At 59.9% G+C, this 24,117-nt stretch carries 26 protein-coding genes and 1 pseudogene; 13 read left to right on the plus strand and 14 right to left on the minus strand.

Annotation, left to right across the window (positions count from 1 at the left end):
- Window positions 1-51: 51 nt before the first annotated feature.
- Window positions 52-657, plus strand: coding sequence for a hypothetical protein (locus tag AB3G35_RS22370; protein WP_016781828.1), 606 nt, complete (start codon window positions 52-54; stop codon window positions 655-657).
- A 6-nt stretch (window positions 658-663) separates the two neighbouring features.
- On the opposite strand, the gene AB3G35_RS22375 is transcribed toward AB3G35_RS22370, so the two are convergent.
- Window positions 664-1,596: a MerR family transcriptional regulator gene (locus AB3G35_RS22375; protein WP_369782146.1), complete on the minus strand. Its 933-nt coding sequence runs from the start codon at window positions 1,594-1,596 to the stop codon at window positions 664-666.
- A gap of 262 nt (window positions 1,597-1,858) precedes the next feature.
- Here AB3G35_RS22375 and AB3G35_RS22380 point away from each other — a divergent pair, with 262 nt between their 5' ends.
- The 6 genes from AB3G35_RS22380 (at window position 1,859) to AB3G35_RS22405 (ending at window position 4,844) form a co-directional block, all read left to right on the plus strand.
- Window positions 1,859-2,428: an antibiotic biosynthesis monooxygenase gene (locus tag AB3G35_RS22380; protein WP_106115782.1), complete on the plus strand. Its 570-nt coding sequence runs from the start codon at window positions 1,859-1,861 to the stop codon at window positions 2,426-2,428.
- A gap of 88 nt (window positions 2,429-2,516) precedes the next feature.
- Window positions 2,517-3,227, plus strand: a complete 711-nt coding sequence (folM, locus tag AB3G35_RS22385) for a dihydromonapterin reductase (RefSeq protein WP_369782147.1) — start codon at window positions 2,517-2,519, stop codon at window positions 3,225-3,227.
- A gap of 24 nt (window positions 3,228-3,251) precedes the next feature.
- Window positions 3,252-3,812 (plus strand): GTP cyclohydrolase I FolE, encoded by a 561-nt coding sequence (gene folE, locus AB3G35_RS22390; RefSeq protein WP_369782148.1) that lies wholly within the window; start codon window positions 3,252-3,254, stop codon window positions 3,810-3,812.
- On the plus strand, window positions 3,812-4,198 hold the full coding sequence (folX, locus tag AB3G35_RS22395; protein ID WP_029611535.1) for a dihydroneopterin triphosphate 2'-epimerase: 387 nt from the start codon (window positions 3,812-3,814) through the stop codon (window positions 4,196-4,198). The genes folE and folX overlap by 1 nt, the downstream gene beginning before the upstream one ends.
- A gap of 15 nt (window positions 4,199-4,213) precedes the next feature.
- Entirely contained in the window at window positions 4,214-4,510 is a 297-nt protein-coding gene (locus AB3G35_RS22400; RefSeq protein WP_016781822.1) for a DUF1244 domain-containing protein, read from the plus strand.
- Window positions 4,503-4,844: a HopJ type III effector protein gene (locus AB3G35_RS22405; RefSeq protein WP_369782149.1), complete on the plus strand. Its 342-nt coding sequence runs from the start codon at window positions 4,503-4,505 to the stop codon at window positions 4,842-4,844. Before AB3G35_RS22400 ends, AB3G35_RS22405 begins: the two co-directional genes overlap by 8 nt.
- A 152-nt stretch (window positions 4,845-4,996) precedes the next feature.
- On the opposite strand, the gene trxB is transcribed toward AB3G35_RS22405, so the two are convergent.
- Window positions 4,997-5,959, minus strand: a complete 963-nt coding sequence (trxB, locus tag AB3G35_RS22410) for a thioredoxin-disulfide reductase (protein ID WP_016781820.1) — start codon at window positions 5,957-5,959, stop codon at window positions 4,997-4,999.
- A gap of 312 nt (window positions 5,960-6,271) precedes the next feature.
- Between trxB and cysZ the strand changes: the two genes are divergently transcribed.
- Both cysZ and AB3G35_RS22420 read left to right on the plus strand, forming a co-directional pair.
- Window positions 6,272-7,033 carry a sulfate transporter CysZ gene (gene cysZ, locus AB3G35_RS22415; RefSeq protein ID WP_016781819.1) on the plus strand — a complete coding sequence of 254 codons (762 nt, stop codon included), beginning with the start codon at window positions 6,272-6,274 and terminating at the stop codon, window positions 7,031-7,033.
- Window positions 7,034-7,094: 61 nt separating this feature from the next.
- A complete protein-coding gene (locus tag AB3G35_RS22420; RefSeq protein WP_369782150.1) occupies window positions 7,095-8,285 on the plus strand; it encodes a glycosyltransferase family 4 protein in 1,191 nt (396 codons plus the stop codon).
- On the opposite strand, the gene AB3G35_RS22425 is transcribed toward AB3G35_RS22420, so the two are convergent.
- Both AB3G35_RS22425 and AB3G35_RS22430 read right to left on the minus strand, forming a co-directional pair.
- A complete protein-coding gene (locus tag AB3G35_RS22425) occupies window positions 8,282-8,764 on the minus strand; it encodes a glutathione peroxidase (protein ID WP_016781817.1) in 483 nt (160 codons plus the stop codon). The two genes, AB3G35_RS22420 and AB3G35_RS22425, sit on opposite strands and share 4 nt — an antisense overlap.
- A 135-nt stretch (window positions 8,765-8,899) precedes the next feature.
- The gene (locus tag AB3G35_RS22430; RefSeq protein WP_016781816.1) at window positions 8,900-9,385 is read right to left on the minus strand and encodes a peptidylprolyl isomerase; all 486 of its coding nucleotides are present in this window, start codon (window positions 9,383-9,385) and stop codon (window positions 8,900-8,902) included.
- Here AB3G35_RS22430 and AB3G35_RS22435 point away from each other — a divergent pair.
- The 3 genes and pseudogenes from AB3G35_RS22435 (at window position 9,354) to AB3G35_RS22445 (ending at window position 12,757) form a co-directional block, all read left to right on the plus strand.
- Window positions 9,354-9,691: pseudogene (locus AB3G35_RS22435) on the plus strand (DUF3565 domain-containing protein). The gene AB3G35_RS22430 and the pseudogene AB3G35_RS22435 sit on opposite strands and share 32 nt — an antisense overlap.
- Window positions 9,692-9,751: 60 nt before the next feature.
- On the plus strand, window positions 9,752-11,851 hold the full coding sequence (gene pta / locus AB3G35_RS22440; protein WP_016781815.1) for a phosphate acetyltransferase: 2,100 nt from the start codon (window positions 9,752-9,754) through the stop codon (window positions 11,849-11,851).
- A complete protein-coding gene (locus AB3G35_RS22445; RefSeq protein ID WP_088378110.1) occupies window positions 11,852-12,757 on the plus strand; it encodes an acyltransferase in 906 nt (301 codons plus the stop codon).
- Between the two features lie 175 nt (window positions 12,758-12,932).
- Here the strand turns inward: AB3G35_RS22445 and cysN are convergent, their stop codons facing one another.
- The 3 genes from cysN to AB3G35_RS22460 all read right to left on the minus strand — a co-directional run bounded on the left by cysN (window position 12,933) and on the right by AB3G35_RS22460 (window position 16,764).
- Window positions 12,933-14,831 carry a sulfate adenylyltransferase subunit CysN gene (cysN, locus tag AB3G35_RS22450; protein WP_083369626.1) on the minus strand — a complete coding sequence of 633 codons (1,899 nt, stop codon included), beginning with the start codon at window positions 14,829-14,831 and terminating at the stop codon, window positions 12,933-12,935.
- A 9-nt stretch (window positions 14,832-14,840) separates the two neighbouring features.
- A complete protein-coding gene (gene cysD, locus AB3G35_RS22455) occupies window positions 14,841-15,758 on the minus strand; it encodes a sulfate adenylyltransferase subunit CysD (protein ID WP_003439932.1) in 918 nt (305 codons plus the stop codon).
- A 247-nt stretch (window positions 15,759-16,005) separates the two neighbouring features.
- Window positions 16,006-16,764, minus strand: a complete 759-nt coding sequence (locus AB3G35_RS22460; RefSeq protein ID WP_083369627.1) for a Nif3-like dinuclear metal center hexameric protein — start codon at window positions 16,762-16,764, stop codon at window positions 16,006-16,008.
- A gap of 100 nt (window positions 16,765-16,864) precedes the next feature.
- Here AB3G35_RS22460 and algW point away from each other — a divergent pair, with 100 nt between their 5' ends.
- Window positions 16,865-18,022, plus strand: a complete 1,158-nt coding sequence (algW, locus tag AB3G35_RS22465; RefSeq protein WP_083369628.1) for a Do family serine endopeptidase AlgW — start codon at window positions 16,865-16,867, stop codon at window positions 18,020-18,022.
- 126 nt (window positions 18,023-18,148) lie between these two features.
- On the opposite strand, the gene hisC is transcribed toward algW, so the two are convergent.
- The 7 genes from hisC to AB3G35_RS22500 form a co-directional block, all read right to left on the minus strand.
- Window positions 18,149-19,204: a histidinol-phosphate transaminase gene (hisC, locus tag AB3G35_RS22470; protein WP_106115786.1), complete on the minus strand. Its 1,056-nt coding sequence runs from the start codon at window positions 19,202-19,204 to the stop codon at window positions 18,149-18,151.
- Window positions 19,205-19,206: 2 nt separating this feature from the next.
- Window positions 19,207-20,532, minus strand: coding sequence for a histidinol dehydrogenase (gene hisD / locus AB3G35_RS22475; protein ID WP_106115787.1), 1,326 nt, complete (start codon window positions 20,530-20,532; stop codon window positions 19,207-19,209).
- Window positions 20,533-20,680: 148 nt separating this feature from the next.
- Entirely contained in the window at window positions 20,681-21,316 is a 636-nt protein-coding gene (hisG, locus tag AB3G35_RS22480) for an ATP phosphoribosyltransferase (RefSeq protein WP_016781809.1), read from the minus strand.
- A gap of 181 nt (window positions 21,317-21,497) precedes the next feature.
- Window positions 21,498-22,763, minus strand: a complete 1,266-nt coding sequence (murA, locus tag AB3G35_RS22485) for a UDP-N-acetylglucosamine 1-carboxyvinyltransferase (protein WP_016781808.1) — start codon at window positions 22,761-22,763, stop codon at window positions 21,498-21,500.
- Window positions 22,764-22,794: 31 nt separating this feature from the next.
- Complete coding sequence (locus AB3G35_RS22490) at window positions 22,795-23,034, minus strand: BolA family protein (protein WP_003439919.1); 240 nt, start codon at window positions 23,032-23,034, stop codon at window positions 22,795-22,797.
- 114 nt (window positions 23,035-23,148) lie between these two features.
- On the minus strand, window positions 23,149-23,454 hold the full coding sequence (locus tag AB3G35_RS22495; RefSeq protein ID WP_016781807.1) for a lipid asymmetry maintenance protein MlaB: 306 nt from the start codon (window positions 23,452-23,454) through the stop codon (window positions 23,149-23,151).
- The gene (locus AB3G35_RS22500; protein WP_016781806.1) at window positions 23,451-24,110 is read right to left on the minus strand and encodes a phospholipid-binding protein MlaC; all 660 of its coding nucleotides are present in this window, start codon (window positions 24,108-24,110) and stop codon (window positions 23,451-23,453) included. Before AB3G35_RS22500 ends, AB3G35_RS22495 begins: the two co-directional genes overlap by 4 nt.
- Between the last annotated feature and the right edge of the window lie 7 nt (window positions 24,111-24,117).

Raw genomic sequence — 24,117 nt, forward strand, 5'->3', positions numbered from 1 at the left:
GGTCTGATAGTCGCTATGACGATTTTTCAGACAATTTTTTGAGCCTCATCCATGTCTCACGATGCCCTTTTGACTCAGGACGAGCTGGATTTCATACAAACGATGCACCAGAACCCGCTGCTGAATGTGCGGGATGCGTCGTCCAGCCTGATGGTCAACGGGATGTCGCAAATCCGCGATTTGCTGACACGCCTTGCCGCTCATGAACAGGTGACCATCCAGGCGCAATTCGCCAATCAGCAAATGAGTTTTCCGCTGCGCCTGGTTGAAGACGAATTCCATGCCCAGCATCTGCAACTGGGTGCCCCGAGCATCTTCGAAGACGGGCCCAAAGCGCGCCCCTGGCGCCTGACGCTGGCCGAGCCGGTGCCACTGGAAAACATCCGCGGCAAAGCCGGCCACTTGTGGATCACCGAACTGTCGTGCAAGGGGGTTCTGGTCGAAATGCGCCATGATAGCCAGCCGCCCCGCCAATTTGCCCAGTGGTTCCGCCCAGGCGGATATGAGCGCATTGCCCTGCGCGGTACGCTGGAGCGCAAGACCGAGCCGGGCCTTTATGCCTACCGGCTAAGCGAGCGCGACAAGAGTGAAGCCGAGCGGCTACGCCAGTACATCCTGCAACAACACCGTCTGACGCACCCCGGGCTGCACATCTGATATTGCTCAGCCGCCCAGGGTGGCCTTGAGATCAGCATCAAGGCGTTGATTGATCAAGCGCGCCTCGCTGCCCAGGCAAGCAATGGATGACCCTGTCAGCGCCTCTTGCGCCATATTCGCAGCCTCGCCGGCCAGCGACACCGAACAGTTCAAGGTTTGCGCCAGCCGCACCAGCCTGCGCTGTTGCGCCGTGCTCAGCGCGTGGCTGGCAAACAGCACAACGGCTTGCGGCTCAAGCTTCTGGCAAATCAGCGATAGCTCCTCCAATGGCTGGCCGACAGCCAGCACCCGGACCAGCCGATCATTACGGCTCAGCAGCAAGCCTGCGACCAGCAGCTCAAGTTCAAGGCACAGCTCGGGCATGCCCACCACAACCACACACTGCCCGGCCTGCGGGGCCTGCAATTGCAAACGATGTTGCACCCGCCCGCGCAGGAACCCGTCCAATAGCAACCATTCGCTGGTGCGACCAAACACGTCCCGGGTTCTGAACAGTTGTTGCCACAGCGGCAGGAAAATCCCCTGGAACACAACTTCAACCGGGTAACTGGAAAAGATCTGGCCGTACAGGCGCTCCAGCTCAGGCTCGTTGAACGCCGTCAGGGCTGTACCGATACGGGTTTGCCAGTCGCTGTATTCGCTGGCAAGCGGTTGCGGGTCATCCACGGGCTGACTGCTGGCAAGCAATTGCGCGACCTTGCTGACTGAAACCCCACGCTCAAGCCAGTCCATGACCTGACGAATTGTTCCAATATCGCTCACGGAATACAGGCGATGCCCACTTTCGGTGCGTTTTGGTTCAATCAAACCATAGCGCCGCTCCCAGGCGCGCAGGGTCACCGGATTGATCCCCGTGAGCCTGGCCACTTCCCTGATCGGATACAGGCCCTGGCAATCATCAGCCTGGGCAATGGGCTCAAGTTCAGTCATTACAGGCATCGGGAGGGCAACAATCAGAAAGGGATAACTGGATTCTACCTGCCATTCGAGCCCCTGTGGGAGCGGGCTTGCCCGCGATACAGGCCGCGCTGTCTGTCAGGTGAACCGCGGTGCTGCCATCGCGGGCAAGCCCGCTGCCACAAACAGCGCTGCGGGCATTCAGGAACAATCCTTGCTTGTTTTTACGAACACGGCCCACCACCCCGGCGCTGTGTTTTATGCCTGCCCTACCCGGGCAGCATCAGCCTCATGGAGATACACAATGTCTACCTCCCCTGTCACCTTGATGGTAGCTCGCCGTGTCGCCAAAGGCCGCTATCAGGAACTGATCGCCTGGCTGCACGAAGGCGAACAACTGGCCACGGACTTTGCCGGCTACCTGGGCTCAGGCGTTCTGGCCCCGCCACCCGGCGACGACGAATTTCAAATCATCTTCCGCTTTGCCGACGAAGCCACCCTTCACGCCTGGGAACACTCCGTGTCGCGCAAGGCCTGGTTGCTGCGCGGCAGTGACTTGTTCGCCCATCCTTCCGAGCACAGGGTCAGCGGCATCGACGGCTGGTTCGGCACAAGTGGCCAGCGACCACCGCGCTGGAAACAAGCCGTTGCCATCTGGCTGGCCTTTTTCCCCGTCTCATTACTGTTCAACTTTGCCTGCGCGCCCTTGCTCGGTGAGTTGAGCCTGGTGCCGCGGGTGCTGGTCAGCACCCTGGCCCTGACGCCGCTGATGGTTTATCTGTTTATCCCGCTGTCAACGCACCTGCTGGCGGGCTGGCTGCACAGCTCGGCGGGCAAACCCCTGCGCAGCAGCATCGCACCACAACGGCACTGAAGCCGGGCTTGGGCGCAAGGTCGCGGACGCTGGTATAGTTTTACCCTTGCGCCGCGACTGTTTCCGGCTTTTTTGCACCGAGCCCGTCATGCCCACTTCTTCTGCACCGATTCTGATCACTGGCGCAGGCCAGCGCGTTGGCCTGCATTGTGCGCAGCGCTTGCTGGCAGAGGGCTATGCGGTGATCTTCACCTATCGCAACGAAAAACCCGGTGTGCAGACCCTGCTGGACCTGGGCGCGACGGCGTTGTTTGCCGACTTCTCGAATGAGGCCGGCATCCTCGATTTTATCCAGCGCCTCAAGGCCCACACCCACAGCCTGCGGGCAATCGTGCACAACGCCTCGGCCTGGCTGGAAGAAACCCCACAGACAGAAACCAGCGCGTTCATGCACATGTTCAGCGTCCACATGCTCGCGCCCTACCTGATCAACCTGCACTGCAGCGAGCTGCTCGAACGCTCGAGCCCGGCGGATATCGTGCATATCAGCGATGATGTGACACGCAAGGGCAGCAGCAAGCACATTGCCTATTGCGCAACCAAAGCCGGGCTCGACAGTCTGACCCTGTCATTCGCGGCTAAACTGGCGCCACAGATCAAAGTCAACGGCATCGCCCCGGCCTTGCTGATGTTCAACCCCGACGACGATGCGGCGTACCGCACCAAAGCGCTGGCCAAATCCGTGCTGGGCATCGAGCCCGGCGCCGAGGTGATCTACCAGGGCCTGCGTTACCTGCTGGACAACCCCTATGTGACCGGCACTACCCTGACCGTCAACGGCGGCCGGCATTTAAAATAAGCCGCCCCGCGAGGAAGTACCTAGATGAGCGCATCACTGCCTGAGCATTACCGCGAGATTCTTATTGGTTTAGGCGAAGACCCTGAGCGCGAAGGCCTGCAAGACACCCCCAAGCGTGCTGCCAAAGCCATGCAGTACCTGTGTCATGGCTATGAGCAGAGCCTGGACACCCTGGTCAACGGTGCCCTGTTTGCCTCGGACAGCGACGAAATGGTGATCGTGGCCAATATCGAGCTGTACTCGTTGTGCGAACATCACCTGCTGCCCTTTATCGGCAAGGCCCATGTGGCCTATATCCCGACGGGCAAGGTACTGGGGCTGTCGAAGATCGCCCGTATCGTCGACATGTTCGCCCAGCGCCTGCAAATCCAGGAAAACCTCACCCGGGAAATCGCCGACGCCATCGAGAGTGTCACCCAGGCCGCCGGCGTGGCCGTGGTGATCGAAGCCCAGCATATGTGCATGATGATGCGCGGCGTGGAAAAACAGAATTCGACCATGAACACCTCGGTCATGCTCGGCGCATTTCGCGAACCGAGCACCCGCATGGAGTTCTTGCAACTGATTGGACGGAGCAAGCCGTAATGCCACAACTTCAGCCAGGAATGGCCCGTATTCGCGTCAAGGACCTGTGCCTGCGCACGTTTATCGGCATCAATGAGGACGAAATCCTCAACAAGCAGGATGTGCTGATCAACCTCACCATCCTCTACGCGGCGCAGGAGGCGGTGCGCGATAACGATATCGACCACGCGCTCAATTACCGCACCATCACCAAGGCCGTGATCCAGCACGTCGAAGAAAACCGCTTCGCCCTGCTGGAGCGCCTGACCCAGGAACTGCTCGACCTGGTAATGGCCAACGACGCGGTGCTGTATGCCGAAGTCGAAGTCGACAAGCCGCACGCGCTGCGCTTTGCCGAATCGGTATCGATCACGCTGGCGGCAAGCCGCCAGACTGCAACCTCATAACCTCCGGTGAACGCCATGACACCTCAAGAACAACTTGAACTCGAAGCTGCCGCCTTTCGCCGCCTGGTCGCGCACCTGGACAGCCGCAAGGACGTGCAAAATATTGACCTGATGAACCTCTCGGGTTTTTGCCGCAACTGCCTGTCCAAGTGGTACAAGGCCGCAGCGGACGAGCGCCAGATCGACATCAGCCTCGATGACGCCCGCGAAGTGGTGTACGGCATGCCGTATGCCGAGTGGAAAGCCCAATACCAGAAAGAAGCCAGCGCCGAGCAGACTGCGGCGTTCGCCCAAGGAAAAAAGCATGACTGACTTGAACACCCTGCGCGCCAGCCTCGACAGCGGCGAGCACGTTTTTGCCGATACCCTGGCGTTTATTGCCGCGCATTATGACTACCAGCCCCAGGCCTTCACCAATGGCGGCGTGGCCAACGCTGCCGGGCAGAACGAAGGCTCGTGCAAGACCCTGGGCCTGGCGCTGCTGGAAGGCCTGAGCGATCAAGAGGCCCTGCTGGCTTTCGGCGAGCACTACCGCTCGGTTCTGGCCACGCCTGAAGGCACAGACCACAGCAACATTCGCGCACTGATGGCCCACGGCCTGGCCGGGGTCAAATTCGAAGCGCAACCGCTGACCCGCAAGGCGTAATACTGCGACTCATTGTGGGAGCGGGCTTGCTCGCGATACAGGCGCCGCTTTTATTCAGGTACACCGCTGCGATCCCATCGCGGGCAAGCCCGCTCCCACAGGGCAGACACAAAAAAACCGGCCAAGGCCGGTTTTTTTGTTGGGGCGGGCTATCAGAACTGGGCGTTCTGCAGGCCGTCCAGGTAGCGCTCGGTATCCAGCGCTGCCATGCAACCGGCGCCAGCCGAGGTGATGGCCTGACGATAAACGTGGTCCGCCACGTCGCCCGCAGCAAACACACCTTCAACGCTGGTCGCAGTGGCATTGCCTTCACGGCCGCCCTGCACAACCATGTAACCGTCTTTAAGCTCCAGCTGACCTTCGAACAACGAGGTGTTCGGCGTGTGGCCGATGGCGATGAATACGCCGTCAACTTTCAGCTCGTCAAAGCTGCCGTCGTTGTTTTTCAGGCGCGCACCGGTCACGCCCATGTTGTCACCCAGCACTTCGTCCAGGGTCGCGTTCAACTTCAGCTCGATCTTGCCTTCCGCTACACGGGCGTGCAGCTTGTCGATCAGGATCTTCTCGGCGCGGAAGGTTTCACGACGGTGAACCAGGGTTACTTTGCTGGCGATATTGGCCAGGTAAAGCGCCTCTTCAACCGCGGTGTTACCACCACCCACTACGGCAACAGGCTTGTTGCGGTAGAAGAAACCGTCACAGGTCGCGCAGGCAGACACGCCTTTGCCCATAAATGCTTCTTCCGACGGCAGCCCCAGGTAACGGGCGCTGGCGCCGGTCGCGATGATCAGGGCGTCGCAGGTGAACGTACCGCTGTCACCCTTGAGGGTGAACGGACGGTTTTTCAGATCCACTTCATTGATGTGGTCGAAAATGATTTCCGTCTCGAAACGCTCGGCATGCTCACGCATGCGCTCCATCAAGGCCGGGCCGGTCAGGCCGTGAACATCACCGGGCCAGTTGTCGACTTCGGTGGTGGTGGTCAGTTGACCGCCAGCCTGCATGCCCGTGATCAGCAGTGGTTTGAGGTTGGCGCGGGCCGCATAAACAGCGGCGCTGTAACCGGCAGGGCCGGAACCCAGAATAATCACACGCGAATGACGTACTTCAGACATGACTCACTCCTATGACCGCCCGCATTGAAACCGGGTCGGAACGCCGCTTTACCGGCTGGAATAAAAAAGAAACCGTAAACCTGCCCAGGCTATGCCTGCAACGCGCAGATCCTGAAAAATATGGGTGAAGCATATAGAGGCCGCAGAGAGTAAGGAAATACGCATTAACAATCCAGCTCATAGCAGGTCTCTATGTAGTCGAAGTCGATTTTAGACGGCTTTGTTACAGTTATTGTCGATACTGCGACAAGGCTTTCGTCCTGCGGACAAAGCCGTTAAGGTCGCCCGGTTTTCCACTGTTCGGAGCACGCTATGCCCGCCCCTGTTCTCTCTGGCCCGCAGTACCTGCGCGAAGGCCTGAAGCTGGTCTTAAGCCCTGGCTTGCGCCTGTTTGTGCTGCTGCCCTTGCTGATCAATCTGGTGCTGTTCGTCGGATTGATTTATTTCGCCGGGCATCAGTTCAGCCTCTGGGTCGATACGCTGATGCCGACCCTGCCCGGCTGGCTGAGCTTCCTCAACTACGTACTGTGGCCTCTGTTCGTGGTGCTGGTAGCATTGATGGTGTTTTTCACCTTCACCATGCTGGCCAATATCATTGCCGCGCCCTTTAACGGTTTTCTCTCGGAAAAGGTCGAGGCCGTGGCACGCGGGGTCGATACCTCCCCACCCTTCAGCTGGGGGGAACTGGCGGCGATGGTGCCGCGCACCCTGGCCCGGGAAATGCGCAAGCTTGGCTACTTTCTGCCAAGGGCCATTGCACTGCTGATTCTCTCGTTTATCCCGGTGCTTAACCTGATCGCGGCACCGCTGTGGCTGCTGTTCGGGATCTGGATGATGGCCATCCAGTACATCGACTACCCGGCCGACAACCACAAGCTGGGCTGGAACGAGATGCTTGCCTGGCTGCGCGAGAAACGCTGGCAGAGCATGAGCTTTGGCGGCATCGTTTACCTGGTACTGCTGATCCCGGTGGTCAATATCCTGATGATGCCCGCCGCCGTTGCCGGCGCAACCCTGTTCTGGGTGCGCGAGCGCGGCGATGAAGCGCTGGCCGCTGCCAATCGCAGCCGCTGACTTCATAAATCCATCATCACCGTGACACATTGACGTCATGACCCCACCCCACACTGGGGTCATGACCACAGCCCTTCATATCGCCCTTGTTACCGAAACCTTCGCCCCTGAAATCAATGGAGTGGCCAATACCCTTGGCCAACTGTGCGATGGTTTGCGCGCCCGCAACCACCGCGTGCAACTGATACGCCCCCGCCAGAGCGCCGATGGCAACCAGCGCAGCAGCGACGAGCTGATGCTCTGCCGCGGCTGGCCGCTGCCCGGCTACCCTGGCCTGCAATGGGGCCTGACCTCCACACATCGCCTGACCAGACGCTGGCGCCAGCAACCCCCGGATGTGGTCTATATCGCCACAGAGGGCCCGCTGGGCTTGTGTGCATTACGGGTAGCCCGTCGCCTGGGCATCACCGCAGTCACCGGCTTTCATACCAATTTCCAGCAGTACTTGCGCCAGCATGGCCTGACCCTGTTTGCCCGTGCGCTGACCCACTACCTGCGCGGGTTCCACAACCGCTCGGCGCTGACCCTGGTGCCCAGCACCAGTCAGCGTGTAGAGCTTGAACGCAGGCATTTCCAACGCCTGGAGCTGCTCCCGCGCGGCGTCGACAGCCAATTGTTCAGCCCCGCCAAGCGCCAGCAGGCATTGCGCCAGAGCTGGGGCCTAAGGGATCAGGATATTGCCCTGCTGTATGTTGGCCGGCTGGCACCGGAAAAAAATCTGGATGCACTCAAGCGTTGTTTCGATGAACTGCAAGCGCGATATCCCGCGCGCCGCTTCAAGCTGATCGTGGTGGGCGACGGTTCAAAGCGTGCCTCGCTGGAAGCCTCGTTGCCGGAAGCGATTTTTTGCGGGGAGCAATCGGGCGAAGCCCTGGCATGCCATTACGCATCCGGTGACGTGTTTTTGTTTCCCAGCCTGAGCGAAACCTTCGGCAATGTGGTACTCGAAGCCCAGGCTTCGGGTCTGGGGGTGGTGGCCTATGACGAGGCCGCGGCCGGTTTGCACATTCGGCATGGCTACAACGGGGTACTGGCCATGCCGGGGGATGAATACGCCTGGATTGAAGCCGCCTGCTGGCTGCTGGAGGCTCCCGAGACCTTGCGCACCTTGCGCCTCAACGCCCGCCGCCATGCCAGCCGGCAAAGCTGGGCGGGCATTATCGAACAGTTCGAAAGCCTGTTGCAGCGAGCTTGCCTGGGCCACGCATGCGCAGCCCCGGTTGCGGTCCAGGTCGCAGCAAAGAAGCCTTAAGCCAGGGACTTCTCGATGGCCTGAATCACCGTGGCATCGTCTGGCGCGGTGCGCGGTGAAAAACGCGCCAATACCCGACCATCCTTGCCCACCAGAAACTTCTCGAAGTTCCAGGTGATGTCCCCTTCAAATTCGGCGCCCTCGCCTGCCAGCAACCGGTAGAGTTGATGACGATCTGGCCCGTTGACCTCAAGCTTGCTGCTCAGAGGAAAAGTAACGCCGTAATTGAGGCTGCAAAACTCCTGAATGTCCTGCTCGCTACCCGGCTCTTGCCCGGCAAATTGATTGCATGGCACGCCCAGAACACTGAAACCCTTGCCCTTGAACTGCTGGTACAGGTTTTCCAGTGCCGCGTATTGAGGGGTCAAACCGCACTTGGAGGCAACGTTCACTACCAGTACCACTTTGCCTTTAAAGGTCTCCAGCGGCAGCGGCTTGCCATCCAGCGCGTCCAGGGTAAGTTCGTGAAATGCACTCATGACGGACTCCAAAAATTCCCGTATCTACATTCAAACAATCGTTCAGTTCAGCGATTGCCCTCATAACCCAGGATGCAAAAAGGCGCCCGAAGGCGCCTTTCCTGGCTAGCTCACCTGTGAGCGTAGCAGCACTTGTCAGTGCTGATGACCGCCTTCGCCGTGTACGTGGCCGTGAGCGATTTCTTCTTCGCTCGCGTCACGGATGGCAACAACCTTGACCTTGAAGTTCAGACGCTGACCAGCCAGTGGGTGGTTACCGTCTACAGTCACGTCGTCGCCGTCCAGATCACGGATGGTCACGATTTGCATTTGGCCGTCCGGCGCCGAAGCGTGGAACTGCATGCCAACTTCCAGTTGGTCAACGCCTTCGAACATGCTGCTGCTCAGAGTGCTGACCAGCTCGGCGGAGTATTCGCCGTAAGCGTCTTCCGGCTCAACGGAGACTTCCAGCTCATCACCAACGGCCTTGCCAACCAGAGCCTTTTCCAGACCCGGGATGATGTTACCTGCGCCTTGCAGGTAAACCAGCGGTGCGCCGCCGGCGGAGCTGTCGATGACCTCACCAGCGTCATTGGTCAGGGTATAGTCGATGGAGACAGCCTTGTTGGCGGCGATCGTCATGGGGCGAGACCTTTTGCAAAAAATAATGAGTGCGCAAGTTTAACCAAGCAATCGCTCGAAAGCGAACACAACCAAGACCAACGGATAAATTTGAAAACATCAACGATCATTGCCTGGCGTCAGGATGAGGAGCAGCACTGGGTTGCCGTGCTCTCCTGCGGCCACACCCAGCACCAGCGCCATCTACCGCCATGGCAATCCAGGCCGTGGGTGCTTGACCCCGATCAGCGCCAGGCAAAAATAGGTCAGCCCTTTGCCTGTGGCTGGTGTGCTCAAGAGGCGGATAGCGCTAATCTTGGCAATTGATTCAGGCACAAGCCCCGTTTGAAGGGGGGTGCCCTTGCACTGCCACGTCAGGAAGCTCGCATGCAAACTTTCTTTATCGCACCCACCGATTTTGGTGTGGGGCTGACCTCCATTAGCCTGGGCCTGGTCCGCACCCTGGAGCGCGCCGGGTTGAAAGTCGGTTTTTTCAAGCCCATTGCCCAGCCGCACCCCGGCGACCTCGGCCCTGAGCGCTCCACCGAACTGGTGGCCCGCACCCACGGCCTCAAGCCGCCCACCCCGCTGGGCCTGGCCCATGTCGAACGCATGCTGGGTGACGGCCAGCTCGATGAATTGCTCGAAGAGATCATCAACCTTTACCAGCAGGCCGCCGTCGGCAAGGACGTGCTGATTGTCGAAGGCATGGTGCCCACCCGCACCGCCAGTTACGCGGCACGGGTCAACCTGCACTTGGCCAAGAGCCTGGATGCCGAAGTGATCCTGGTCTCGGCCCCGGAAAACGAAGTGCTCACCGAGCTGTCGGGCCGGGTCGAATTGCAGGCCCAGCTGTTTGGCGGGCCAAAAGACCCGAAAGTGCTGGGCGTGATCCTCAACAAGGTGCGCACCGACGAAAGCATGGAAGCGTTCTCGGCACGCCTCAAGGAGCATTCGCCGTTGCTGCGCAGTGGTGATTTCAAGTTGCTGGGCTGCATTCCCTTTCAGCCCGAACTGAACGCTCCACGCACCCGCGACGTGGCCGAATTGCTGGGGGCCCAGGTGCTCAATGCCGGGGATTATGAAACCCGGCGCATGTCGAAAATCATCCTGTGTGCGCGCACCGTGCTCAACACCCTGCAGTTGCTCAAGCCGGGCGTGCTGGTGGTGACCCCCGGGGATCGCGACGACATCATCCTCGCCGTCAGCCTCGCGGCCATGAACGGCGTACCGCTGGCGGGCCTGCTGCTGACCAGTGACACCCAGCCCGACCCGCGCCTGATGGAACTGTGCCGGGGGGCCCTGCAAGCCGGGTTGCCGGTACTGTCGGTGAGCACTGGTTCATACGACACCGCCAACCGTCTCAATGGCCTGAACAAGGAAATCCCCATCGATGACCGCGAACGTGCAGAGATCATCACTGATTTCGTCGCCAGCCACCTCGATGCCCACTGGCTGCACCAGCGTTGCGGTACCCCCCGCGAAATGCGCCTCACCCCTGCAGTGTTTCGCTATCAGCTAATCCAGCGCGCCCAGCAGGCCAACAAGCGCATTGTCCTGCCAGAAGGCAGCGAACCCCTGACCGTACAGGCTGCGGCCATTTGCCAGGCCCGCGGTATCGCCCGTTGTGTATTGCTGGCCAAGCCCGAAGAAGTCCAGGCAGTGGCCAAGGCCCACGGCTTCGAACTGCCCGAAGGCCTGGAAATCCTCGACCCCGACCTGATCCGCGGTCGCTATGTCGAGCCGATGGTGGCCTTGCGCAAGACCAAGAGCCTCAACGCGCCGATGGCCGAGCAGCAACTGGAAGACCCGGTGGTGATCGGCACCATGATGCTGGCACTGGACGAGGTCGACGGTCTGGTATCCGGAGTGATCCACTCCACCGCCAACACCATCCGCCCTGCCCTGCAGCTGATCAAGACCGCGCCGGGCTGCACCCTGGTGTCGTCGGTGTTCTTTATGCTGTTCCCCGAGCAGGTGCTGGTGTACGGCGACTGCGTAATGAACCCGCACCCCAGCGCCACCGAGCTGGCTGAAATCGCCCTGCAAAGCGCCGACTCTGCCGCTGCGTTCGGCATCACCCCGCGGGTGGCGATGATCAGCTACTCCAGCGGCGAGTCGGCCAGCGGTGAAGAAGTCGAAAAAGTCCGCGAAGCCACCCTGCTGGCCCATGAAGCGCAGCATGCGCTGCTGATCGACGGCCCGTTGCAATATGACGCGGCTGCCAACGAAGCCGTAGCCAGGCAACTGGCCCCCAATAGCCAGGTGGCGGGACGGGCCACGGTATTTGTCTTCCCCGACCTCAACACCGGCAACACCACCCACAAAGCCGTGCAACGCAGCGCCGATTGCGTCAGCCTGGGGCCGATGCTGCAAGGCCTGCGCAAGCCGGTAAACGATCTGCCCCGCGGCGCGCAAGTGGACGACATCGTCTACACCATCGCCCTTACGGCGATTCAAGCCGCCAACCGACCTATGGATGTGTAAATGCTGGACTTCCTGCCTGCGCCGATACGCGGCGTCATCGCTTCACTGCTACTGGCGATCAACACCATCGTGTGTTGCACGCCGCTGTTTATCGTCGCGATTTTCAAACTGTGCCTGCCCTTCCCGGCGGCGCAGCGGGTAACCGACGAATTGATGCGCCGTATCCACGAAGCCTGGGTCGGCAACAACAATCGCTGGATGGATCTGCTGCGCAAGACCCGCTGGCATATCAAGGGCCTTGAAGGCCTGGACTATGAGCACTCCTACCTGGTGACCAGCAACCACCAGAGCTGGGTTGACATCATGGTGCTGCAATATGTGCTCAACAAACGCATCCGCCCGCTGAAATTCTTCCTCAAGCAAGAGCTGATCTGGGTGCCAGTGATCGGCCTGGCGTGGTGGGCGCTGGGCTTTCCGTTCATGAAGCGTTACTCCAAGGCGTACCTGGCCAAACACCCGGAGAAAAAAGGCGCTGACCTGGCAACCACGCGCAAGACCTGCGCCAAGTTCAAGAACCAGTCGGTGGGCATCTTCAACTTCGTCGAAGGCACGCGCTTTACCGAGGCCAAGCATGCGCAACAGAACTCGCCGTTTCGCTACCTGCTCAAGCCCAAGGCCGGTGGTATCGCCTTTGTGCTGGACGCGATGGGCGAACAGCTGAAGTCGATTGTCAACGTCACCATCCACTATCCCGGCGGGCGTCCGGGTTACTGGGACCTGTTGTGCGGCAATGTGAAAGACGTGGTCGTGGTGTTTGAAGAACTGCAGATACCCGAGGAATTCCTGGGTAAAAACTACGATCAGGACCCAGAGTACCGCCTGGCGTTCCAGAGCTGGATCAACCAGCTCTGGGAAGACAAGGACCGCTTGCTGGAGCAATTGCATCGAGACTACCCCAAGACTTGATGCTCCCCTTGATCCTGTGGGAGCGGGCTTGCTCGCGATGATATCAACTCGGTAAACCGTCATACCGGGGCGCCTGCATCGCGAGCAAGCCCGCTCCCACAAGAGCATGTTTGGCGTTTGTCATGCACAAAAAAGCCCGCCACCGATCACTCGGTGGCGGGCTTTTTAGTGCGGCTTAAATTGCGCCGCGTTGACGCAACAGGTCCAGCACTTGCTTGACGCTTTCTTCCAGTGACAGCGTTTGCGTGTCGACCACCAGGTCGGCATCCAACGGCACGTCATACGGGAAAGACTCACCCGGGATGTTGTCGCCACCCGCCGCGTAAAGCCCTTGCGGATCACGCTCGGCGCATACGGCCGGGGATGCCTGCACATACACGGTGATCAGCCGATCGCTGCCAATCAGTGCCTTGGCCTGTTCACGGCCTTCAGCATCCGGGGCCACGAACGCGGCCAATGTCAGCAAGCCCGCTTCGTTGAACTGACGTGCCACATGCGCAGCACGGCGCCAGTTTTCCGTGCGCCCGGCACGGTCCTGCGGCAATCCCTTGTTCAGGTCATGGCGCAGGTTCTGGCCATCCAGCACGAATACCGCACGGCCCATATCGAACAGCTTGCGCTCAACCGCGTAGGCCAGGGTGCTCTTGCCGGCGCCAGACAAGCCGCTGAACAACACAGTGGCCGGCTGTTGGCCAAAGCGCTGGGCACGCTCTTCGACGGTCACATGGGCCAATTTGCCGTGATGGGTCGCACTGCCATGACTCAACGGCTGGGCCACGATCATGCCTGCACCCACGGTGCCATTGGTCAGGCGGTCGATGATGATGAACGAACCGGTGGTGCGGTTGCTGGCGTAACCGTCCAGGGCGATCGGTGCGTCGAGGCTGATCTTGACCTTGCCGATCTCGTTCAGTTGCAAGGCGCTGGCCGGGCCTTCTTCCAGGGTGTTCACATCGACCTTGTTGACGATGCTGGCAATCGAACCCGGCACATAGCTGGTCGCGCGCTTGATGTCGTACTTCTTGCCCGGCAGCATCGGCTCTTCCGCCATCCACACCAGCATGGCTTCGAAGTTGTCGGTCACCAGCGGCACGTTGTCGGCATGCACCAGCAGGTCGCCACGGGAGATGTCGATCTCGTCTTCCATGGTCAGGGTGACCGCCTGGCCCGGGCCGGCGTGTTCCAGCTCACCTTCAAAGGTGACGATGGATTTGACCCGGCTGCTCTTGCCCGACGGCAATACGACGATTTCATCGCCCTTGTGCACGATACCGCTGGCCAGGGTGCCGGCAAAACCACGGAAGTTCAGGTTCGGACGGTTCACGTACTGCACCGGGAAGCGCAAGTCGGTGAGGTTGCGGTCGGCCGCCACTTCCACGGTTTCGAGGATTTCCATCAGCGACTGGCCGGTGTACCACGGCGAGCGCTCGGACTTGTTCACCACGTTGTCGCCTTTAAGGGCGGACATCGGCACAAAATGCAGGCTGGTAGGCTTCATTTTCAAGCCTTCGGCGAACTTCAGGTAGTCGGCCTTGATCGACTCGAACACACCTTCGTCGAAACCCTTGAGGTCCATCTTGTTGATGGCCACAACGATATGCTTGATGCCCAGCAACGAGGCAATAAAGCTGTGGCGACGGGTCTGGGTCTGCACGCCGTAACGGGCATCCACCAAAATGATCGCCAGGTCACAGGTGGACGCACCGGTGGCCATGTTGCGGGTGTACTGCTCATGGCCAGGGGTATCGGCGATGATGAATTTGCGCTTGGCGGTAGAAAAATAGCGATACGCCACGTCGATGGTGATGCCCTGCTCGCGCTCGGCTTGCAGACCGTCCACCAGCAACGCCAGGTCGATATCGTCGCCCGTGGTACCGCTTTTTTTCGAGTCGCGGGTAATGGCTTCCAGATGGTCTTCGTAGATCATCTTGGAGTCGTGCAGCAGGCGCCCGATCAGGGTGCTCTTGCCGTCGTCGACGTTGCCGCAGGTCAGGAAGCGCAGCATTTCTTTGCGTTCGTGCTGGCCCAGGTAGGCGAGGATGTCCTCGCTGATCAAATCAGATTGGTGCGACATGACAACCCCTTAGAAATAACCTTGACGTTTTTTATCTTCCATTGAGCCGGCGCCATCGTGATCGATGACTCGGCCCTGGCGCTCGGAAGTTCGCGTCAGGAGCATTTCCTGGATGATGTCGGTCAGGGTTTCAGCCTCGGACTCCACCGCACCGGTCAGCGGGTAGCAGCCCAGGGTACGGAAGCGGACCTTTTTCTTGACGATGCGCGCCTTGTCTTCGTCAGACAGGTGCTCAAGGATACGCTCGTCGTCGATCATGATCAGCGTGCCGTTCTTCTCGATCACGTCGCGCTCGGCAGCGAAGTACAGCGGCACGATCGGGATGCCTTCGAGGTAGATGTACTGCCAGATGTCCAGCTCGGTCCAGTTCGACAACGGGAACACACGGATGGATTCGCCCTTGTTGACGTTACCGTTGTAGACGTTCCACAACTCGGGGCGCTGGTTTTTCGGGTCCCAGCGGTGCTTGCTGTCACGGAAGGAGTACACGCGCTCTTTGGCCCGGGATTTCTCTTCGTCGCGACGCGCGCCACCAAAGGCTGCATCGAAGCCGTATTTGTCCAGAGCCTGCTTCAGGCCCTCGGTTTTCATGATGTCGGTGTGCTTGGCGCTGCCGTGGGTGAAGGGGTTGATCCCTTGCGCCACGCCGTCCGGGTTGACGTGAGTGATCAGGTCCAGGCCCAGCTCGGCAACCATCTTGTCGCGAAAGCGGTACATCTCCTGGAATTTCCACTGGGTATCGACATGCATCACCGGAAACGGCAGCTTGCCAGGGAAAAACGCCTTGCGTGCAAGGTGCAGCATCACGGCGGAATCTTTACCGATCGAGTACAGCATCACCGGGTTATCGAACTCGGCGGCCACCTCGCGGATGATGTGGATGCTTTCCGCCTCCAGCTGTTTCAGGTGCGTCAGTTTGTCGACCATGGCTACTCACGAAAGCTATCTTATGAACGGCCTGCGGGCCGTGTTCGAGGCTCGAATGCTAGCACAGCGCCCTCTTCTATAGATGGCGCCAACTAGATCGAAAAGGTCTAAGAATAGATCCCGGAGTTTGGCGATCAAGCCCTGTGGGAGCGGGCTTGCTCGCGATGAATGCGCCGCACAGATGCAGGCAAACCGCGTTGCCTGCATCGCGAGCAAGCCCGCTCCCACAGAGAGGAGTAAGGTGGGTTCAAATCGGATTCGGGCAATCGATAAACAGATGCTCCAGGGCAAATCGCCGTGCCAGGTAATCACCCAGGGCCTGCACACCATAACGCTCAGTGGCGTGATGGCCGGCGGCAATAAAGCTGATGTCGTTTTCGCGGGCACTATGGAACGTTTGCTCGCTGGCCTCGCCGCTCAAATACAGGTCAACCCCGGCCAATACCGCCTGGTCGATATAACCCTGCCCGCCTCCGGTACACCAGCCCACGCGGCGGATCATCTCGCTGCCTTCAATCAGCAACGGCTCGCGCCCCAGCGCCTCTTGCACACGGCGAGCAAAATCGCGAGCCGTCATCGGCTCGGCCAAAGAGCCCACCAGCCCCACCACTTTCGGATTGCCCGGTTCCAGCGGGCCTTCGACGGTGATGTCCAGCTGCCGGGCCAATTGCACGTTGTTACCCACTTCAGGGTGCAGGTCCAAAGGCAAGTGATAGGCCAGCAGGCTGATATCGTGCTTGAGCAGGGTTTTCAGGCGGCGCTGTTTCATGCCGGTGACGCAAGGGTCTTCGCCCTTCCAGAAATAACCGTGGTGCACCAGTATCAGATCAGCCTGGGCCTCGACGGCAGCATCCAGCAAGGCCTGGCTGGCGGTCACGCCACTGACGATACGCATCACCTGCGGGCGACCTTCGACCTGCAGGCCATTGGGGCAATAATCACTGATGGCGGCACTGTTGAGGTAACGATTTGCTTCTTCTACCAGCGTGCTCAAGGCGACAGCCATAAAAGACTCCTAAATATAGCGTTCAGAGCCGGGCGGCCCTCGTATAATGGCGCCATTATGGGCCGTCAGAATGGCTCTGCAACCTTCAGGACTGAGTTCAATGTTTAAGGCTTTGCGTTTCTTTGGCTGGCCACTGCTGGCTGGCGTGCTTATCGCTTTGCTGATTATTCAGCGTTACCCGCAATGGGTTGGGCTGCCGAGCCTGGACGTCAATCTGCAACAAGCCCCGCAAACCAGTTACGTGCAGCAGGGCCCGGTGACTTATGCCGACGCCGTGGTGCGTGCCGCGCCAGCCGTGGCCAACCTGTACACCACCAAGGTGGTGAACAAAAACGCCCGCCCCCTGTTTGAAGACCCGCAGTTCCGTCACTTTTTCGGCAACAACGAGCCTAAACAGCGTCGTATGGAGTCCAGCCTGGGTTCGGCGGTGCTGATGAGCCCGGAAGGCTATTTGCTGACCAACAACCATGTGGTCGCGGGGGCCGACCAGATTGTAGTAGCGCTCAAGGACGGTCGTGAAACCCACGCCCGGGTCATCGGCAGCGACCCGGAAACCGACCTCGCGGTACTGAAGATCGACCTGAAGAACTTGCCGGCCATCACCATTGGTCGTTCGGACACCTTGCGCATCGGTGATATCGCCCTGGCGATCGGCAACCCGTTTGGCGTGGGCCAGACCACCACCATGGGCATCATCAGCGCCACCGGGCGCAACCAGTTGGGCCTGAACAACTACGAAGACTTTATCCAGACCGATGCCGCGATCAACCCTGGCAACTCGGGCGGCGCGCTGGTGGATGCCAACGGCAACCTGACCGGGATCAACACCGCAATCTTCTCCAAGTCCGGTGGTTCGCAGGGCATCGGCTTTGCGATTCCGATCAACCTGGCCATGGAAGTCATGAAGTCGATTATCGAGCACGGCCAGGTGATTCGCGGCTGGCTGGGGATCGAGGTGCAGCCGTTGACCCAGGAACTGGCCGAATCGTTTGGCCTGAGCGGTCGCCCGGGGATTGTGGTGGCGGGGATTTTCCGTGATGGCCCGGCGCAAAAAGCCGGTTTGCAACTGGGGGACGTGATTCTGAGCATTGATGGCGAGCCTGCCAGCGATGGTCGTCGCTCGATGAACCAGGTGGCAAGGATCAAGCCTTCGGACAAGATCACGATCCAGGTCATGCGCAACGGCAAAGAGCTCAAGCTCACCGCCGCAGTGGGCCTGCGACCGCCGCAAGAGCAGCCGCCGCAGCAGGATGAGTAAGCAGCGCGCCCTCCCCACCTGATGTGGGAGCGGGCTTGCTCGCGAGGGTATCGCCGCGGTTTGCCTGAGCTACCGCGGCGCCTGCATCGCGAGCAAGCCCGCTCCCACAACAGCTGTGGTCAACCTCTATTCGATATCCGACAACCCTTCAATCAACGCCGCATTCTGCTCCGGCGTGCCGATGCTGATGCGCAGGAACTGGGCAATGCGCAGTTGCTTGAAGTGACGCACAATCACGCCCTGCTCGCGCAACTTGGCCGCCAGCGCCGCCGCATCGTGCTCCGGGTGACGGACGAAGATAAAGTTCGCCGCCGACGGCAGCACTTCAAAACCCAACGCCTGCAATTGCCCGATCACCTGTTCACGGCTGTCGATCACCAACTGGCAGGTGTGCTCAAAGTACTCACGATCGGTAAACGCCGCCGCCGCGCCAGCAATGGCGATGCGGTCCAGCGGGTAGGAGTTGAAGCTGTTCTTGATCCGCTCCAGCGCTTCGATCAGATCCGGGTGGCCCACCGCCAGGCCGACCCGCAAACCGGCCAGGGAGCGTGACTTGGACAGGGTCTGGGTCACCAGCAGGTTGGGGTAGCGATCCACCAGGCTGATGGCGGTCTCGCCGCCAAAGTCGATATACGCTTCATCCACGACCACCACTGAATCAGGGTTGGCCTTGAGGATCTGCTCGATGGCGTCCAGCGCCAGCAGGCAACCCGTCGGGGCGTTGGGGTTCGGGAAGATGATCCCGCCATTGGCCCGGGCATAGTCTGCAGGCTGGATCTGGAACTGCTCATCCAGCGGCACGGCATCAAATTTGATGCCGTACAAGCCGCAGTAAACCGGATAGAAGCTGTAGCTGATATCCGGGAACAGCAGCGGCTTGTCGTGCTGGAACAGGCCGTTGAACACATGGGCCAGCACTTCATCCGAACCGTTGCCCAGGAACACCTGATCGGTCTGCACACCGTAGTACTCGGCCACCGCCTGCTTGAGCAGGTCGCTGTTGGGGTCCGGGTACAGACGCAGGTTGTCATTGATCTCGGCCTGCATCGCTGCCAGCGCTTTAGGCGAAGGCCCGTAGGGGTTTTCGTTGGTGTTGAGCTTGACCAGTTTAGTCAGCTTCGGTTGCTCACCCGGCACATAAGGCACCAGCTCTTTTACGAATGGACTCCAGAACTTGCTCATGCTTATTGCCCCTGTTTGTCGGCGAGGATGCGGTATTCGGCACTGCGGGCGTGACCGGTCAGCGACTCGCCACGGGCGAGAATCGAAGCGGTTTTGCCCAGTTCGGAAGCACCCTGCTCGGAGCAGAAAATGATCGAGGAGCGCTTCTGGAAGTCATACACCCCCAGCGGCGACGAAAAGCGCGCCGTACCGGACGTCGGCAATACATGGTTAGGGCCTGCGCAGTAGTCGCCCAGCGCCTCGGAGGTGTGACGGCCCATAAAGATCGCGCCGGCGTGGCGGATCTGCGGCAACCAGGCCTGCGGGTCAGCCACCGACAGCTCCAGGTGTTCCGGGGCAATGCGGTTGGCGACGTCGATAGCCTGCTGCATGTCGTTGACCAGAATCAGCGCGCCGCGACCATTGATCGAGGTTTCAATGATTTCGGCCCGCTCCATGGTCGGCAGCAGTTTGGCGATGCTGGCCGCTACCTTGTCGAGGAATTCGGCGTCAGGGCTGACCAGAATCGCCTGCGCGTCTTCGTCGTGCTCGGCCTGGGAGAACAGGTCCATGGCAATCCAGTCCGGGTCGGTGTGGCCGTCGCACACCACAAGAATCTCCGAAGGGCCGGCGATCATGTCGATACCCACCTGGCCAAACACATGGCGCTTGGCGGTGGCAACATAGATATTGCCCGGGCCAACCACCTTGTCGACTTTAGGCACGCTTTCGGTGCCATAGGCCAGTGCTGCAACCGCTTGTGCGCCGCCGATGGTGAACACCCGGTCAACACCCGCGATGCAGGCGGCAGCCAGCACCAGCTCATTGATTTCACCGCGCGGGGTCGGCACGACCATCACCACTTCGGTCACGCCGGCAACCTTGGCCGGAATCGCGTTCATCAGCACCGACGACGGGTACGACGCCTTGCCACCCGGTACATACAGACCGGCGCGATCCAGTGGCGTGACTTTCTGGCCTAGCACCGTGCCATCAGCTTCGGTGTAGCTCCAGGAGTCCTGTTTCTGTTTTTCGTGGTAGCTGCGCACACGCTGTGCCGCTGTTTCCAGGGCTTCACGCTGTGGCGCAGTGATACGGGTCAGGGCCAGTTCCAGGCGCTCGCGCGGCAGGATCAGGTCAGCCATCGAGGCCACTTCAAGGCCGTCGAAGCGCTGGGTGAATTCGACCAGGGCGGCATCCCCGCGCTCGCGCACGGCCTTGATGATGTCGAGCACACGCTGGTTGACCGAGTCGTCAGACACACTTTCCCAGCTCAGCAGATGATCCAGATGCTGCGCGAAGTCCGGGTCAGCAGCGTTGAGTCGGCGAATTGCAGTGGGAGCGGTCATAGCGAGGGCCTCGGTAATGGGCGAATGCTTGGAATAGGGGTTTTGCACAGCTCAGGCACCACAAGACTACCAAGCCATCCGCGTGGGTACCTGAGATTTCTGGCTATTACGCGGATAGATGGGCGCGGCAAGAAGCCGCGCAGGTGAGTCAGCCGCGGTGTCGAGATTCCACTGCTTTGCGCAGGGTATCGATCAGGGCTTGAATACGGGCGTGCTGCATTTTCATCGAAGCCTTGTTAACCACCAGGCGGGAGCTGATGGCGGCAATGAATTCCTGGGGTTCCAGGCCATTGGCGCGCAAGGTGTTGCCGGTGTCGACCACGTCAATGATCTTGTCGGCCAGGCCAATCAGTGGCGCCAGCTCCATCGAGCCGTACAGCTTGATGATATCGACCTGACGGCCTTGTTCGGCATAGTAGCGCTTGGCGACATTGACGAACTTGGTGGCCACGCGCAGGCGGCCCTTGGGTTCGGCAACACCGATGGCACCGGCAGTCATCAGCTTGCACTGGGCAATCTGAAGGTCCAGCGGCTCGTACAGGCCCTGGCCACCGTACTCCATCAGCACGTCTTTACCAGCTACACCGAGGTCGGCGGCACCATGCTCAACGTAAGTCGGCACGTCGGTGGCACGAACGATCAGCAGGCGTACATCCGGCTGAGAGGTCGGGATGATCAGCTTGCGGCTTTTGTCCGGATTCTCGGTCGGCACAATGCCTGCTTCAGCCAGAAGCGGCAGGGTGTCGTCCAGGATACGGCCCTTGGACAGTGCAATGGTCAACATGGGAAACGTAAGTCCTTATCAGGGTACTTTTGCCCGTGCGCAATCGGCGCCGGACAAGCATCGAGCCTGATATCAGGCTCGACTTGAACGATTCGAGGCCAGGTAAGGTAACGCTTGCAAGCCGTTACGTCACCTGGCGGCTGGACACTATCCCTGTGCCCATGATGCCAAACAGCAAAAACTAGCCCGGAACGCGGCGGATTTTGGCACCCAGCATTTGCAGTTTTTCTTCGATGCACTCGTAACCACGGTCGATGTGGTAGATGCGGTCGATCAGGGTATCGCCTTCAGCCACCAGGGCCGAAATCACCAGGCTGGCCGAAGCACGCAGGTCGGTGGCCATGACTGGCGCGCCCTTGAGGGTCTCGGTGCCAGTGACGATGGCAGTGTTGCCTTCGACCTGGATCTTGGCGCCCATGCGGTGCAGCTCGTAGACGTGCATGAAGCGGTTTTCGAAGATCGTCTCGATCACGGCACCGGTGCCTTCGGCAATGGCGTTGAGCGAGATGAACTGCGCCTGCATGTCGGTCGGGAACGCCGGGTACGGAGCGGTACGCACGTTCACCGCTTTCGGGCGCTTGCCGTGCATGTTCAGCTCGATCCAGTCTTCACCCGTGGTGATTTCTGCACCCGCTTCCTTGAGTTTTTCCAGTACGGCTTCAAGGATGGTCGGATCCGTGTCCTTGACCTTCACACGGCCGCCGGTCACGGCAGCTGCAACCAGGTAAGTACCGGTTTCAATACGGTCCGGCATGACGCGGTAGGTCGCCGGATGCAGCTCTTTGACGCCATCGATGGTGATGGTATCGGTGCCGGCACCGCTGACCTTGGCGCCCATGGCGTTCAGGAAGTTGGCCAGGTCAACGACTTCAGGCTCGCGTGCAGAGTTCTGCAAGACGCTGCGGCCATTGGCCAGCGCTGCAGCCATCATGATGTTTTCGGTACCGGTCACACTGACGGTATCGAAGAAGAAGTTGGCACCGTGCAGGCCGCCTTCTGGCGCCTTGGCCTTGATATAGCCACCTTCGACGTCGATCACTGCGCCCATGGCTTCAAGGCCGCGGATGTGCAGGTCAACCGGGCGCGAACCGATGGCGCAACCGCCTGGCAGGGCAACTTCGGCATAACCGAAGCGCGCAACCATCGGGCCCAGCACCAGGATCGACGCACGCATGGTTTTCACCAGTTCGTACGGCGCTACCAGGGTCTTGATGGTATTCGGGTTGATTTCGACGCTGAGCTTTTCATCGATCACCGGCTCAATGCCCATGCGACCGAACAGTTCGATCATGGTGGTGATGTCATGCAAGTGCGGCAGGTTGGCTACAGTCACCGGGCCGTTGCACAGCAAGGTCGCTGCCAGGATCGGCAGGGCGGAGTTCTTCGCCCCGGAAATGCGGATTTCGCCATCAAGACGGGCACCGCCGGTAATAATCAATTTATCCATAACAATCTCGACGCCAATGGGCTCAGGGGGCTCAGGTGCGCTCGGCCCAGGCCGCGCTGCTGAAGAATTTCATAGTGACCGCATGGATGCTGCCATCAGCGATCCACGGGTTCAAATGGGCATAGATGCTTTGTTGACGTTTAACCGGGCTCAAGGCCACCAGTTCGTCACTAATCACGTTCAGCTGAAAGTTGCAGCCTTCGCCCTCAACTTCTACCTGGGTACCAGGCAGCTTTCCCTCAAGAAAGCTCTTCACTTCTACGGCCTGCATGCTCAACCTCAATCGGCGCCTAACGCGCGCGGGTCGGCCATCATACAAAAAAGCCCCGCGCCTGCGAACCCCGCATAACAGGACTCTGACGGGGGGGCTTTGTGTAAGTGGCGATTAATGATGTGCCAGCAGCTCGGTCACACCCGAGACCTGGGCGATTTCACGCATGTCTTCGGGCATGGCACGAATGCTCAATGGCTTGTTCAGGGCCTGGGCATCACGGATATAACACAGCAGCAGCGACAAACCGACACTGCTGGATTTGGTGACGCCCGAGCAATCAACCACCAGCTCTTTGGCCAGGGCTTTGTTGATCAGGGCCTGGCCTTCTGTGCGCAAGCGCGGGCCAGTCTGATAATCGAGCACGCCACTGAGGCGCAACTCGCTCTCGCCGGCCAGGGTGATGGCCGCTTCACTCATTGCGCAGCTGCCTTGGGCGAAGCCGCATCAGTGGTCTGCTTGGCCTTGGCCACTTCACCCGCCCAGTTGTCGATGGTTTTGTCCAGGTTGTTGCCGTTGCGCTGCATGGCATCGGCGAACTGATCACGGAACAGCTTGCCGATATTGATGCCATTGATGATCACGTTGCGCACTTTCCACTCGCCGTTGACCTTGTTAAGGGTATAGGACAGCGGGTAAATGGCGCCGTTGTCACCCTTGACGGTCATGTCGACACTGGTGCGATCGCCGCTTTCGTCCTTGGCCGGGCCAACGGTGATGCCCTGGTTCTTGAACTCAAGCAAGGCATTGCCATAGAACTGCATCAGGCTGCGCTTGAAGTTCTCTTGAAAGCGCTGCATCTGGGCAGGCGTTGCATTGCGCGAGTACTTGACCGTCATGATGCTTTTGGAGATGCCATCGACATCTACCGCAGGGCCGACGATTTCGTTCAGGGCATCGTAGAACTTGCTCGGGCTTTGCTTGTATTGCTCCTTGTTGGCCGCAAGGTCGGCCAGCAAGCGGGTCGTGGTATCTGAAACGATGTCATGGGCCGACTGCCCCGGCGCGGCATTCGCCACCAGAGGCAGGGCTGCGGCCAGTATTACCAGCAGGCCACGGCGCAAGAGAGAAATCATCTAAAAG

The organism is Pseudomonas sp. WC2401 (genome assembly GCF_041200115.1).
Taxonomy (GTDB): Bacteria; Pseudomonadota; Gammaproteobacteria; order Pseudomonadales; family Pseudomonadaceae; genus Aquipseudomonas; species Aquipseudomonas fragi.